At 53.6% G+C, this 14,733-nt stretch carries 12 protein-coding genes; 10 read left to right on the top strand and 2 right to left on the bottom strand.

Annotated features, from left to right (window positions below):
* The first annotated feature begins 91 nt into the window (after nucleotides 1-91).
* Nucleotides 92-865, top strand: a complete 774-nt coding sequence (locus ACS0RQ_RS12500) for an AraC family transcriptional regulator (RefSeq protein WP_271851504.1) — start codon at nucleotides 92-94, stop codon at nucleotides 863-865.
* Between the two features lie 420 nt (nucleotides 866-1,285).
* On the opposite strand, the gene ACS0RQ_RS12495 is transcribed toward ACS0RQ_RS12500, so the two are convergent.
* Nucleotides 1,286-1,873, bottom strand: a complete 588-nt coding sequence (locus ACS0RQ_RS12495) for a TetR/AcrR family transcriptional regulator (RefSeq protein ID WP_271851505.1) — start codon at nucleotides 1,871-1,873, stop codon at nucleotides 1,286-1,288.
* A 134-nt stretch (nucleotides 1,874-2,007) separates the two neighbouring features.
* Between ACS0RQ_RS12495 and ACS0RQ_RS12490 the strand changes: the two genes are divergently transcribed.
* From ACS0RQ_RS12490 to codA, 8 genes are all read left to right on the top strand, one after another.
* Entirely contained in the window at nucleotides 2,008-3,204 is a 1,197-nt protein-coding gene (locus ACS0RQ_RS12490; RefSeq protein ID WP_271851506.1) for an MFS transporter, read from the top strand.
* 27 nt (nucleotides 3,205-3,231) lie between these two features.
* Nucleotides 3,232-4,413 carry an MFS transporter gene (locus ACS0RQ_RS12485; RefSeq protein ID WP_271851507.1) on the top strand — a complete coding sequence of 394 codons (1,182 nt, stop codon included), beginning with the start codon at nucleotides 3,232-3,234 and terminating at the stop codon, nucleotides 4,411-4,413.
* Between the two features lie 277 nt (nucleotides 4,414-4,690).
* A complete protein-coding gene (locus tag ACS0RQ_RS12480; protein WP_271851508.1) occupies nucleotides 4,691-5,914 on the top strand; it encodes an oligosaccharide MFS transporter in 1,224 nt (407 codons plus the stop codon).
* Nucleotides 5,915-5,932: 18 nt separating this feature from the next.
* Nucleotides 5,933-7,942, top strand: coding sequence for a beta-galactosidase (locus ACS0RQ_RS12475; protein WP_271851509.1), 2,010 nt, complete (start codon nucleotides 5,933-5,935; stop codon nucleotides 7,940-7,942).
* Nucleotides 7,943-7,971: 29 nt separating this feature from the next.
* Complete coding sequence (araC, locus tag ACS0RQ_RS12470) at nucleotides 7,972-8,865, top strand: arabinose operon transcriptional regulator AraC (protein ID WP_271851510.1); 894 nt, start codon at nucleotides 7,972-7,974, stop codon at nucleotides 8,863-8,865.
* A 492-nt stretch (nucleotides 8,866-9,357) separates the two neighbouring features.
* Nucleotides 9,358-10,620, top strand: coding sequence for a cytosine permease (gene codB / locus ACS0RQ_RS12465; RefSeq protein WP_079498153.1), 1,263 nt, complete (start codon nucleotides 9,358-9,360; stop codon nucleotides 10,618-10,620).
* Nucleotides 10,621-10,622: 2 nt separating this feature from the next.
* Nucleotides 10,623-11,858: a PucR family transcriptional regulator gene (locus ACS0RQ_RS12460; protein WP_271851511.1), complete on the top strand. Its 1,236-nt coding sequence runs from the start codon at nucleotides 10,623-10,625 to the stop codon at nucleotides 11,856-11,858.
* Complete coding sequence (gene codA, locus ACS0RQ_RS12455; RefSeq protein ID WP_271851512.1) at nucleotides 11,855-13,093, top strand: cytosine deaminase; 1,239 nt, start codon at nucleotides 11,855-11,857, stop codon at nucleotides 13,091-13,093. Before ACS0RQ_RS12460 ends, codA begins: the two co-directional genes overlap by 4 nt.
* Before the next feature lie 110 nt (nucleotides 13,094-13,203).
* Here codA and ACS0RQ_RS12450 read toward each other — a convergent pair whose 3' ends face one another.
* Nucleotides 13,204-13,920, bottom strand: coding sequence for a phosphoethanolamine transferase domain-containing protein (locus ACS0RQ_RS12450; protein ID WP_271851513.1), 717 nt, complete (start codon nucleotides 13,918-13,920; stop codon nucleotides 13,204-13,206).
* A 100-nt stretch (nucleotides 13,921-14,020) separates the two neighbouring features.
* Between ACS0RQ_RS12450 and ACS0RQ_RS12445 the strand changes: the two genes are divergently transcribed.
* Nucleotides 14,021-14,716, top strand: a complete 696-nt coding sequence (locus ACS0RQ_RS12445; RefSeq protein ID WP_271851514.1) for a response regulator transcription factor — start codon at nucleotides 14,021-14,023, stop codon at nucleotides 14,714-14,716.
* Nucleotides 14,717-14,733: the final 17 nt, after the last annotated feature.

The following is a 14,733-nucleotide window of genomic DNA, read 5'->3' as shown; positions in this document are numbered from 1 at the left end:
ATTCTGCAAATTCAATGACGCCTCCATCCAGTAAAGCTTTACTTCGGATGGTTCCAGGGTCGATATCATAAGTGCAGGAGCTAAATCTGAAATGCCAGGTAGTATAGATAAAGCGCCAAGACATGATGAAGCCACAGGGTGGTCAAGCACCGCGATAAGTTATCAGCGTGGAGAGACTGACCCTCCCCATCACCATATTGAGGGGCAACTGCTGTTTGCCACCAGAGGAGTTATGCTGGTTGAAACAGAGAATAACCGATGGGTAATACCGCCTCAGCGTGCATTATGGCTACCGCCTCTTCAGATCCATAGTTACAACCTGCTTTCACATACTGACCTGCGGGCCATCTATTTCAGCCGCAGCCTTATCGCAGAATGCGCGAATTTTACCAAGAGTAATCAGGTGCATGTGATTACGGCTACAGCACTGGTGAAAGAGCTGATAGCCGGGCTCTTTAGTGATGACTACAACAAACCGAGCCAACGGAAAATGGCTTTGTTACTTCTGGAGATTCTCAGCGAGGCGCCCCCCTTAGCTGCGGAGCTTCCAATGCCGCATGATGAGCGATTAGCCTGTGCGGCCAGAGAATTATTGGTTAACCACCGTTGGGAAGCATCGCTTAGCGATCTGTCTTTTATCGCCACCATGTCCGAACGTACATTCTCGCGATTATTTATTAAAGATACGGGATTTAGTTTTAGAACATGGAAGCAGAGAGCCAGGATTTGTGCTTCGTTAGATCTTCTCGCCAATGGCGTCTCAATTAAACAGGTCGCTTATCAGCTTGGCTTCTCATGCCCGGCTGCATTTACAGCCGCTTTTCGCGCCATCCTGGATTCAACGCCACGCGATTTTTTACCTTAATCCATTATCGGTGTGGAACGTCTTCCTGATGCCCGGCGTTCGCCCGGTTCTGGCGGTCATTTTTCTCTGGATGACAGCACACAACATTCTTTATACGTTTATCGGCCCCTTTCTGACACTATCGGGCCTGCCCTCGCAAATCGGCCTTATCCTGCTTCTTGATAATGTCGGTGCTGCATCATTTCCATGGGCGCTCCTGGCGTTTATGGCTCTCGCATTTCTCTGCGCGTATTTCGCCAAAAAACATGCTTTCAGGCCTGGGGCCAGACATCATTAATGGGTCACCAGGCTGGAATAGACATAACGATGTCCAGCCTTAACACGACGGGGCTGCGCTGTACTTCTGACAGGTACATACCAGCCCTCCCTTTGCATCAACACGACGCAGACAAGGATTAACAACACCTCACGACAGGCGCTTTATCCGGCAGGTCGTAATCCGCGAAGAAGCAAATTCAGCGCGGCAATGCCCTGTGCAAGGCGCTTATCGCTTTCATGACCGTCGGCAATCCAGAACGCGGCTTCTGCCAGGCTTCCGTAAATCAACGATGCCAGCCCCTGCGGGTCGGCCTCTTCAATAATGCCTTGCTCGATCAGATCGCGAATCAGCGACTGCATTGAATGCACGCAATGACGCTGTGATTCAGGTGAGAAACCGCCCAGTACCGCCTTTGCATCGCGCAACATAATGCGTTGATATTCAGGCTCCAGCGCCATCTCAAGGCAAGCCCTGCAACGGTTGCAAAAACCTTCCCACGGATCTGTTGCAGCACTGGAAATCGCCTGCAGGCGTTGATCCATTTCGTTATCGATCTGGTCCACCACCGCGGCCAGCAAGCCTTTTTTATCGCCGAAGTGATAATAGAGCGCGCCACGCGTCAGCCCTGCCTGCAACGTCAGATCATCCATCGAGGTTTCAGCGTAACCAAATTCTTTAAAAAATTGACGGCCAGTCGCCAGCAATGTCGCTCTTGTCTCTTCCATCTCAGCACGGGTACGGCGAACCATGATTTTTCCTTTACATACGCAGTGAATGATTATTTACATACAGGGCGTATGAATATAGGATTACATTCATACGCCCTGTATGAATTGTCGCTGCGCCACCGCGCTGTGGCAAGCAAATGCGAATGGAGAATGAGATGGCAACGCTCTATCGAGACCTTTTTTCTGCACCCGGCACTGGCCGGTTTACCGCTGCCGGCCTGCTGGCACGACTCCCATTGCCGATGGCCGGAATCGGAATGATCACGCTGTTTTCGCAAAAACAGGGAGCCTATGGCCTGGCGGGGGCGATTTCAGCCACCTTTGTGCTGGCCTACGCCCTGCTGTCGCCGCAGATCTCTCGCTATGTGGATCGCTATGGACAATCGCGCATTTTGCCTGCGGCGACCGCGGTCAGTATCTTCGGTTTTCTCATCCTGATAGCCGGTTCTCACTGGGATGTCGCCCGTTGGATCCTGTTTCCGGGCGCCTTCCTGGCCGGGTTTATGCCCAGCATGTCAGCCATGGTACGAGCGCGCTGGACGGCGCTCTATCGAGGAGATCCCCGTCTGCAAACCGCCTATTCGCTCGAAACGGTACTTGATGAACTGACGTTTATCATGGGGGCACCGCTCTCTATTGGCCTCTCCATTACGCTGTTTCCGCAAGCGGGCCTGCTGCTGGCTGTCTTTTTGCTCATCTCGGGGGTTTTTACCCTGGTGATACAGCGGGGTACGGAACCGCCAACGGTGACAACCACGCGCGCCACGGCGCACCGGGGATCGGTGATGGGGATGAAAAGTGTACGGCTTCTGACACTGCTTATGGTCGGGATGGGCATGATTGTCGGCACGGTGGATATCGTGAGCGTCGCTTACGCCAGAGAGTGGGGATATCCGGCGGCGGCCAGCCTGATTTTAGCCGCCTATGCCATCGGTTCGTGCCTGGCTGGGTTGCTGTTTGGTTCATTCAGGTTAAAAACTCCACTCAGTCGACTGTTGTGGCTGGGGGGGCTGGCAACCGCAGCTACCACGGTTCCTCTGATCCTTGTTACCCACCTCACCACATTGACCCTCGCCGTGCTGGTGGCAGGCCTCTTTTTTGCTCCAACGATGATCGTCGCCATGTCGCTCGTTGAACGCCAGGTGGATGAACATCAGTTAACTGAGGGCATGACCTGGCTACTGGCCGGGCTGAATGTGGGGGTTGCGCTGGGCGCGGCGATAGCCGGGCAGGTCGTTGATAACAGCGGAGCGCGGTTCGGTTTCTCCGTTGCGCTCTGCGCTGGCGTCACTGTACTGCTCATCGCATTCCTGAGCCATTTAACGCTTCGTCGTCAGGATAATTGTGCCTGATACGCTGTTCACATAAGGAACTGATTAATGAATATATTATCTGGCGCGACAACGGCTCGCGGTTTATGGACACCGGTCCTTGCCGTCGGTCTGGCGACATTTTCTGTGGTGACGACGGAAATGCTGCCAGTGGGGTTGCTGACAGCCATCGCCGGGACGCTCTCTGTCACGACAGGAAACGCGGGGCTGATGATTTCTTTACCGGCACTCCTTGCCGCGTTATTCGCGCCGTTTGTGGTTATCGCATCGGGGGGTATAGATCGCCGCGTGATACTGTGTGGCCTTCTGGTGCTCTTAGTGATGGCCAATCTTACCTCGGCACTGGCGCCCAACCTGACCATTATGCTGATAGCGCGGGCACTTGTTGGTTTCTGCATGGGCGGAATATGGGCGATTGCGGGCGGTCTGGCGGCGCGTCTGGTACCGGAAAGCGCGGTGGGTCTGGCGACATCCATTATATTCGGCGGCGTTGCGGCCGCATCGGTACTGGGTGTGCCGCTGGGGGCGTTTATTGGCGATGCGATTGGATGGCGCTGGGCATTTGGCTGCATGGCACTTTTCAGCACACTCGTACTGGTGCTCCATCTTGCCGTTATCCCGACGCTGCCTGTGGCTGTCTGTGCCAATATCGGCCAGTTCTTTGCACAACTGGCTAACCGCAAATTACTGGCAGGATTGCTCCTGACGCTGTTGCTTGTCACCAGCCACTTTGCGGCCTTTACCTTCGTACGCCCGCTGTTGATCTCCGTGTCAGGATTCAATACCCAATGGATTGGGGCGATCCTCTTCGCTTACGGTATCGCCGGTATTATGGGTAACTTTCTTGTGGGCATCTACGCTGCCCATCATACGCGGCTCACCCTAATGGCCGTCGCTACCGGGCTGGTAGTGACGCCGGTGCTATTTCTGAGCAAAGGGCAAAACATCATGGGTGGCGGCGCTATTTTGATTTTCTGGGGGCTGGCATACGGTGGGCTGTCAGTTGGGCTGATGACCTGGATGATGAAAGCGGCGCCTCGGGCCGTGGAAATTGCCGCAGCGCTTTATGTCGGCATTTTTAACACGGGAATTGCCACAGGCGCATGGGCCGGAGGAAAGCTCGTCGACGCGTTAACACTGACTGCCCCTCTCTGGCTGGCCAGCGGCTTAGCGATTGTCGCGCTGCTGTTGACCGTAATGGCGGGTTTCACTTCGACCCGAACAGGATGACACCATCTCAAGCTGGGGGGTAAAAGCACGTACTCCCCGGCTCCTAAGGTGAGAAGATCACATGTGGATTTGTATGAGCCCTGCACACAACCTACTTTTTGCTTTCGCCCGAAACCCCGTGGATCTTCGCAGAGTGTGAATTCGCTCACGCTCGTCTTGCCATAGCAGATTATGACTGGTTGGTAGCGAAACGTTTATGACTCCTCATACGGCAAAGCGGTAACTTTGCTCGCGTCTCTACATCATCAAGCTTCCTGTATGAGGAATCGAGGGTATCATGAATAAAAATTACTCTATCAGTTGCCTGTTTTTCCTGTTCTTCTTTATCGGCTGGGGGTGTTGCTATCCCTATCTGTCACTTTGGCTGACGGAAACCATTGGTATCAGTTATACAGATGTCGGCCTTGTCTATTCATTTACGGCTATCATCGCGGTTTGTGTGCAGCCGCTTTTTGGCTTTATTTCAGACAAACTTATCTATCGCAAACATCTGATGTGGATGCTTGCCATCATTATTACGTTGTTTGCCCCTTACTGGATTTATATCTTCGCTCCATTGCTCAAATACAATGTGATACTTGGCGCGCTGGCGGGCGGGGTCTATATCGGAATGGCCTATGGCGCTGGCTGTGGCATTTGCGAAGCCTATATTGATAAGGTCAGCCGTGCCTCCGGGTTTGAGTTTGGCCGTGCGCGCATGTTCGGCGGGATTGGCGCCGCTATCGGTACGTTTGCAGCGGGTAAGCTCTATGGCATCGATCAGAACATGATTTTCTGGCTGGCCAGCGCTGCCGGTGTCTGCCTGCTGGTCACCGTCTGGAAAACCCAGGTCGATACATCTCCTGTCGGCCTGCAGCCACAAAGCAAAGCCACACCTGTGACTTTTAACGATGCGGTTGCCCTGTTGAAGATGAAAAAATTCTGGTTCTTCGCCATCTATATGATTGGCGTCGGCGCAGTTTATGAAACCTACGACCAGCAGTTCGCTATCTACTACAGCCACTTTTTCGAGAGCAAAGCACGAGGCGCAGAAGTCTTCGGCTACCTGACAACCGGCCAGATCTTCCTTGATGCACTGGTCATGTTCTTTGCCCCCTGGTTCGTCAATAAAATCGGTCCGAAAAACGCGCTGCTGTACTGCGGTATGATCATGAGCCTGCGAATTATCGGCTCTGCCTGGGCGATCGGCCCGGTCTCCATCAGCTTGATAAAGCTGCTGCACGGCTTTGAAAGCTCAGTACTCCTGGTTGCCGCATTAAAATACATCGCTGCAAACTTCAATCCTTTCCTTTCCGCCACCGTGTATCTGATTGGTTTCCAGTTCGCCAAGAGCTTCAGCTCCATTTTTCTCTCCACTGGCATTGGTCATATGTACCAAAGCATGGGTTTCACCAGCAGCTACGTGGTACTTGGCAGTATCGCCCTGTGCTTCACCCTGCTCTCCTTTGTCACGCTCGATAAAGCGCGATTTTTCGCCCCGCAGCCCGCAGTCGCACACTAACTTCACGAGGTAATCTGGATGTCTGATTTATATTATGGTGCCGCTTATTACGATGAATATATGCCGGAAGAACGCCTGGCGAAGGACATTGCGCTGATGCGTGAAACGGGTATTAATGTGGTGCGTATTGCGGAATCCACATGGAGCACGCTGGAACCTCAGGAAGGGGAATACAATTTTTACCATATCGATCGCGTACTCGACGCAATGCACGACGCGGGTATAGCAGTAATTATCGGCACACCGACCTACGCCGTACCCTCATGGCTTGCTGCAAAACATCCGGACATATTGGTCACCACCGTCAATGGCCAACAGAAATACGGCCCACGGCAGATTATGGATATCGTTAATCCCACTTTCCGCCGCTATGCGGAAAAAATTATCCGAACACTGATGGCGCATGTGCAGCACCACCCGGCCATTATCGGCTGGCAACTGGATAACGAAACCAAGCACTACGATAATGTCGGGCACTATATGCAGGCGGGATTCGTGCGCAGCCTGCGGGAAAAATACACCAGCCTCGACCAGTTGAATCACGACTTCGGCCTCGACTATTGGAGCAACCGCATTGATAGCTGGCATGACTTCCCGTCGGTCGAAAACACCATCAACGCCAGCCTCGCCTGTGCTTTTTCGCGCTATCAGCGCCAGCAGGTGACGGAATATCTGGCCTGGCAGGCAGAAATAGTGCGTGAATACGCCCGGCCACAACAGTTCGTGACCCACAATTTTGACTTCGAATGGCGCGGCTATTCGTTCGGCGTACAACCACGGGTGGATCACTTTGCCGCCGCGAAAGCGCTGGATATCGCCGGGGTCGACATTTATCACCCCAGCCAGAAGCATCTGACCGGACGGGAGATCGCTTTCGGTGGCGCCATCACCCGCGCGCTGAAGGGGGGAAATAACTATTTCGTTCTGGAAACACAGGCGCAGGGCTTCGCCCAGTGGACACCTTTTCCGGGCCAGTTGCGGCTCCAGGCTTTTAGCCACGTGGCAGCGGGCGCGTCAATGGTTTCCTACTGGCACTGGCATTCCATTCACAACTCTTTTGAAACTTACTGGAAAGGATTGCTAAGTCACGACTTTTCGCGCAATGCCACATGGCAGGAAGCGGCGACTATCGGTGCTGATTTCGCCCGCCTCTCACCTAAACTAGCCGGGCTGCGGTCAGAAAACGATGTTGCCCTACTCATCAACAACGAAGCGATGGACGCGCTTAACCAGTTTCGTCCGGGTGATGCCCAGGGCAATGTCTATAACGATATCTTCCGTCGCTTCCACGACGCACTGTACGACGACAATATCGCTCTGGATATTATCAATGACGTCAATGAGGATACGTCACGCTATAAAGCACTAATTGTGCCTGCTCTTTACGCCGCTGATGACGGATTGCTGGAACGTATAAACCGCTATATTGAGCAAGGCGGGAGGGCATTGATTGGCTTTAAGTCAGGATTTAGCGACGAAAATGTGAAAGTGCGCACCAGCACACAGCCGGGGATTCTGCACAAAGCCTGTGGCGTGAGCTATAGCCAGTTCACATTGCCAGAGGAGGCAAAGGTTATTGCCTGTACACCAGCGCTTGATTGCCGGGAAAACAATGACGCGGAATTATGGATGGAGCTTCTGACACCCGCGCCAGGCACCCGCACCCTGCTGCGTTATTCTCATCCGGCCTGGAGTGAATACGCGGCGGCTACAGAGGCGGATTACGGAAATGGCCGGGCGCTCTATGTCGGCTTTCTTCCTCACAAGCTACTGATTAGTCAGTTATTTGATAGTCTGACCAGAAACCAGAACTTACATTCACGTACCTCCGGCTACCGCTATCCGTTGGTCACCAGAACGTTGCGTAATTCTGACGGTAAACTTATACATTTCCTGTTTAACTATAGCGGAGATAACCAGGAGACTATCGCGGAAACAGCAGGCACTGAGCTGCTAAGCGGCAAAACGATGACCCACGGCGAGCCATTGCAACTTAAGGCGTGGGAAGTAAAAATTATCGAAAGCTAACAATCACATAATCCCCATGCGGAGAAGGTATGGAACTTGATATCAATGAACTTTTGCATTTTTCACCATTGGTAAAAACCTTCACCTTCAACGCATGGGTGGTTGCCGGTTTTACCCCCATCACACGAGGCTCACAGCTCGACTACTATATTAATCGTCCGCTGGGAATGAAGGGCTATATCATCACGCTGACCCTGCGTGGCCAGGCACGAGCGAACGCTGGTGGGCGGGAAATTTTATTGTGCGAAAATGAACTGGTGCTGTTTCCACCGGGTGTTCCCCACCATTACGGGCGAGATGAGCATAGCGAGTACTGGGACCATCTGTGGATATACTTCATTCCCAGGCCCTGGTGGATAGACTGGCTTAAATGGGATCACACCACCTATGGCATTAGCAAAACCACGGTGGACGATCCCATGCAACAACAGGCGCTGCGAGAGTTGTTCCATGAAGTGATCCGCTATCACAACGACACGTCACCCATCTCCGAAGCAATGGCCATGAATGCGCTGGAACGATTGATCTTAAGCTGCTTCCAGTTACAGCAAATCAGCAAACGTCATGTGCATGACCCACGCATTAATGCTGTGTGCAACTATCTGAACGAACACATCACGCAAGAGATAAAAATAGAGACACTGGCGGCTATGGTCTTTTTGTCGCCTTCGCGGCTGGCACATCTTTTCAAGAACGATCGCGGGCAAACCATTCACGCCTGGCGCGAAATGCAGCGTATTAATCGCGCAAAATGGCTTTTACAAACTACAACGCTGCCGATGAGTAAGATAGCAGCCTCGATAGGCTATAACGATCCGGTTTATTTCACGCGTATTTTCCGCAAACATAACGATATCCCGCCGGGGGAATACCGTAAACGCTATATCACCATGAAATCGCTTCAGGTTTCTTCTCTTTCGTAAAGAGGCCACGCTGTTTCAGGTAATGACGTCGAAATATCAGCGCCATGCGCAGAGCTGATGGTCGCCTCTTTCCACAATCCCTTGGCAAAAACGAACATTACGTGTGTTTTGGCAGAGAGCCATCTATTACGGAAACTGGATCTCAGAAAAAGATAACCCGTGGTGCGCGACGTAGCGATTAGCTGAACGCGCCATCCTCTTCATACTCACCACAGCCTGAATCACAGCCCGGAGATGCAAATGTCCCCGTTTCCCGGCGCACCCCATATTTCTCTTTCCGGGTGGAGGTACAACGAAAAAGGTGTCTGCGCCGCTGCTCTGTAATGGTGCGAAAAATTGCACCATGCACACTCTCCTGACAATGACCTGCCGATTACTCAACGTTTATGTGCAATGTGCACACTTCATTGTGTTACCTCTGCCCGGCTATTTTTGGCATACCTCTTGCTATTTGTTGCATAGCCATTCAGATAGCCACTCAGAGGTTTCACAATGTCAAACAGCAATGATTTTCCGCTCGTCGAAGCGCCCGCCTCCGGGCGTAAAGGCGTATTTTCGATCTCCATGGTTTTGTTCAGCTTTACTTTTTTTACCGGCACGATGTTCGCAGGCGGCAAACTTGGCGTCTCCTTTTCTATCGTTAATCTTTTATGGATTGCGGTTATCGGTAACTTCTTGCTGGCCCTCTACGCCGCTTCGCTCGGCTGGATTGCCGCCCGTAGCGGGCTGAATACCGTACTGATGGGCCGCTTTTGCTTCGGAGAGATCGGCAGCAAGCTCGCCGATTTTATTCTCGGTTTTGCCGAACTGGGCTGGTACGCCTGGGGGACGGCAACGGTCGCCATCTCACTGGTCAAAATCCTCGCCCTGCCCGCCGCCATGACCATCCCGCTAATGATCCTGTTCGGCATCCTGTTCTGCGTCACTGCGCTGGTGGGTTACAAAGGTCTGGACGCGCTGTCTCGCGTGTCGGTGCCGCTGATGTTTATTCTTTTGGTGGTGTCAATGTACCTTGCCGCCCATCACGCCGGTGGCTGGCAGGCGATGACCAAAATTGAACCGGGCGAAACCATGACCTGGTCTGCGGCTATCACCATGGTCTTTGGCACCTTTGCCAGCGGCGCGACCCAGGCAACAAACTGGACCCGGTTGGCCAATTCCAGCCGCACCGCTATCGTTGCCAGTATGAGCAGCTTTCTCATCGGTAACGGGCTGATGATTGTTGCCGGAGCGTGGTGCGCTATCGTCTATCAGCAGGCCGATATTGTGGAAGTGCTGATTTTGCAGGGGCTATCGGTCGCCGCGGTGGTGATGCTGTGCCTCAACCTGCTGACCATTCAGGGGCCGACGATTTACAACGTCTCGGCCGCCGCCTGCCATCTGCTGCGCAGCGAGCGCCGCCGTACCCTGACCGTGGTCGCCGCTGGCGTCGGCATTGTGCTGGCTATTGGCGGTATGTATGAAATGCTGATCCCATTCCTCGTTCTCCTGGGCAGTATCATTCCGCCCATCGGCGGCGTGATCCTTGCCGACTACTGGTTTTATCGCGGCGGTCGTTATCCTCTGCTGCAAACGGCCCGTTTACCGCGCTTTAACTGGTTGGGACTGGGCGCCTATGCAGTGGGCGCAGTGGTGGCGTATCTGTCGCCGTGGATCGCCCCGCTGGTCGGCATTACCGTCTCCGCGCTGCTCTACATCGCCCTGACGCGTCTGAGCAAACGTCAGCCCGCCGCTGATTCGGTCGCGGAGCAGTAATTATGAGCCTGACGGTCAGCGAAATCCTCGCCCTGGAGGAACTCTCCCCTATGCGCCTGCGTGCCGGTAAACAGGGGCTGCAACTGGCGGTTCGCTGGTACTACGTGGCGGAAAATGAAAATATCGCCGAATGGATCATGGGTGGAGAACTGGTCTTTATCACCGGCATCAACCATCCCCGCGATGAAGACAACCTGATTCATTTACTGATGGAAGGCAAACAGCGCGGGATAGCCGGCATGGTGATCCTCACCGGTGACGCGTATATTCAGGCGATCCCCCCTCGCCTGATCGCGCTGGCCGACGAGCTGGGCATTCCGCTGATCGAACAGCCCTATCTGTTAAAGATGGTGATTGTCACCGAACGCATCGGCACTGCGCTGGTGCGCAGTGAAAGTGCTCTGCAATCGCAGCGCGATATTCTGTTGCAACTGTTAACCGGCGATTTTCCCGATCTGCACATCCTGCAGCAACGCGCTATCCACCAACAACTGGATTTTAGTCGTCCCCTGCGGGTGGTGGCATTGCGTCTTGAGGGGATACAAAACCTGTTTCGCCAGTTTCCACCGGGGCAGGCCGAGGCCTGGTTACAGCAGGCGCGACGTATCATCCGTCAGCGATTGCAGCAGCAGCTCAATCAACAGGAGAATCCCTTTCCGCTGGTAGAGCGCAGCAATATGTTTATCTTCCTGTTGCCGGATGAGGACGGTGAGTTTTATCAGCAGAAAACGTGGTTAGCACAGTGGCTGCTCGCGTTGGCGGAAGGTGACGACAGGCTATCGCTACTGTGTGGCCTTTCCGCTCGGGTGCAGCAATTACAGGACTATCAGCGCGCGCTATCGCAGGCGCGTCAGGCCCTGGATCTTAGCGATACTCTGCGCCCGGCCCAGCGCATTACCGACTATCAACAACTGGGATTTATTAAGCTCCTCTCTGCCATCGGCGACCCTGCGCTGCTGAGCGATTTTATGCACGACACTCTTGGCTGCCTGATAGAACGCGATCGCAAAAGTCCGTGGCTATTGATGGAGACGCTGGAAACACTGCTCCAGGAGAACGGAAACGTGGTCAGAGCCGCCGAGCGGCTTGGCATTCACCGCAACACGTTACATCAACGCATCCAACGCATTGAAAAGCTGACCAGCTATCCGATTAACCATCCGCAATTCCACCTCAACGCCTCGGTCGCGTTAACGATCTGGCGTATGTCACAAAACCATTTACGGGAATACTCATGAAAATTATCAACGCACGCCTGCGCCATAAAGAATCGCTTTATACCCTCGACTTACATGACGGCGTGATCAAGAGCATCACCCCGCAGGCCGCCGTGCAGACGGCTGACCCCAGCGATATCGACGCGCAACAAAAGCTGGTTATCCCGCCGTTCGTTGAACCGCATATCCATCTTGATGCCACCCTGACGGCGGGCGAGCCGGAGTGGAATATGAGCGGCACACTGTTTGAGGGTATCGCCCGCTGGAGCCAGCGCAAAGCGAGCGTAACGGTTGAAGATACGCGCCAGCGGGCGCTGAAAACCATCGGTATGCTGCGCGATAACGGCGTACAGCACGTGCGCACCCATATTGATGTGACCGATCCTTCCCTGACAGCGCTTGAGGCGATGCTGGCAGTGAAAAAGGAGGCGGCCCATCTTATCGACCTGCAAATCGTCGCCTTTCCGCAAGAAGGCATTGAATCCTTCCCCGGAGGCCGCGAGTTGATGACGCGCGCTATTGAGATGGGCGCCGATGTGGTGGGTGGCATTCCGCACTACGAAAATACCCGCGATAAAGGCGTCAGCTCGCTGGGCTTTTTGATGGATCTGGCCCAGCGCCATGGCTGTCTGGTCGATGTGCATTGCGATGAAATCGACGACCCGCAATCGCGCTTCCTGGAAGTACTGGCAGAAGAAGCCCGGGTACGTGGGATGGGTGCGCAGGTTACCGCCAGCCATACCTGCGCCATGGGCTCTTACGACAACGCCTACTGCTCGAAACTGTTCCGCCTGCTTAAAGCGTCGGGCATCAACTTTATCTCCTGTCCGACCGAAAGCATTCACCTGCAAGGGCGCTTCGACACCTGGCCGAAACGTCGCGGCGTAACACGGGTGGCAGAGCTGGACCGCGCCGGGATCAACGTCTGTTTTGCGCAGGATTCCATTCAGGATCCGTGGTATCCGGTGGGCAACGGCAACATCATGCGTATTCTTGATGCCGGTCTGCATATTTGCCACATGCTGGGATATGAGGATTTGCAGCGCTGCCTCGATCTGATTACCGATAACAGTGCCCGTGCGCTGTGCTTAGGTGATAACTACGGCATTGTCGAAGGGCGCCCGGCGAACCTGCTTATTCTGGATGCGGAAAATGACTACGATGCGGTGTGCCGCCAGGCCAAAGTGCTGACCTCTGTTCGTCACGGTAAAGTCATCATGCAGCGCCAGCCGGAAGAGATTTGCTACCCGGTCTGACACGTTCCCCTCGCCCGGCCGGTTAATCTGTCGGGCCAGATAACCATCACCACAGCCGCTGGTTTTCATCATCGCGCAGATAAGGATCACGCGGCTCGCCTGCCAGACAGTCACTTATCGGCTTTTGCGTCTGACATCATAACAATACGGGTAGCCCTTTTCGCCATGGCCCGTAAAGGGTGAATTTTTACGCCCGATTTCTGTTTCCGGTAGTGATGGGTATTGGTGACAACGTTAAACGGCACGACCTGATCTTTCATATGTCTGTTATCACGCAGCAACGACGCGTAATCCTTGTTAAGTGCGAGTAGCATTGCCGCAAGAAGCGTCAGGTTCACCAGAATATGGCTCAGCCACCAAAAAAGGGTATCTGCGGGATTCCCTGTTTTTTTCGTCGGTATAAACATCATCGCCGCCGCAGGTAAGAGACCAAGAAACAGCAGGCAGAGCGCCAGAGGCAGAGAGAAAGATGCGATGAGTTCAGCCGTCGGCGCGCCTTCAAAGAAATCCTGCACTCTGCTGTGGTCGATAAGTATGTCGTAGCGAAGCATGACGTAAGTACAACCCGCGCTGACAACCACCAGCCCGGCTAACAAGGGCTTACGTAAATACGGCAACATCATAACCGGTGTCAGGAAAAGGTTTATGCAGCAGAAAAGGGAAACCGGCAGGCTGATAAAGAACAGCACCTGCTGAACACAGGTGAACTCAACATGCGACCACAATGTTTGCCACAGCGAAATATTACCCAGGGTCGTAAAAAACAGGGCTGCGACCCAGGTCAGTTGTACCGGGTTGAGCCGAAACGACGAAAGACGAAGAAACATGCTCTGTTCTCAGCGTGTTAGAAATGTGCTGAGTATCAATAAGTCAGTGTCAGGAAGTTGTTAAGGTATTCAGCCCATTTATGAATACGTCAATTTTCTTATGACTCGCCTGCTTATTATCGAAGATAACCCCGAACTGATTGCCAATCTCTATGACTTTTTCGAGCCTTTGGGTTATGTGCTGGATGATGCGCGTGACGGTGTCACAGGTCTGCGTATGGCAACGCAGAATAACTACGACGCTATTCTTCTTGATCTTATGCTGCCGCGTATGGATGGCATGACACTCTGTAGCAAACTTCGCCGCGACTATCAAAACCCGGTGCCAGTGCTGATGTTGACCGCACGCGATCCCGTCGATGACCGTGTGCAGGGGTTTGCGCTTGGGGCTGACGATTACCTTATTAAACCTTTTTCTCAGAGGGAACTGGATGCCCGCATCCAGGCGCTGGTCCGCCGGGCTCAGGGCCGACAAGTTCAGGGGACGCTAAAATGGGAAGATCTGCTCGTGGATGTCAGTGCACCGCAGGCATGGCGCCAGGGGCAAATCATCAATTTGACACCCAGCACACATAAATTGCTGTTGTGTCTGATGCGTGCGGCACCGGGTGTTGTTAAAAAGCATGAGATGGAGTATCTGCTCTGGGGCGATGAGCCGCCGGAAAGCGGTGCGTTACGCACACATATTCATGATTTGCGCCAGCGTATTGACAAAAACTTCACACCTGCACTGATAGAAACAGTGCATGGCATCGGTTTTCGCCTGCACAGGCCTTTCGAGGCTTCTCAAGAATAACGACCAGGGCAGCCCAG

Source organism: Phytobacter diazotrophicus (assembly GCF_052061655.1).
Classification (GTDB): Bacteria; Pseudomonadota; Gammaproteobacteria; order Enterobacterales; family Enterobacteriaceae; genus Phytobacter; species Phytobacter diazotrophicus.
Note: the sequence above shows the minus strand (reverse complement) of the source record. Positions and strands in the feature narration are given on the sequence as shown.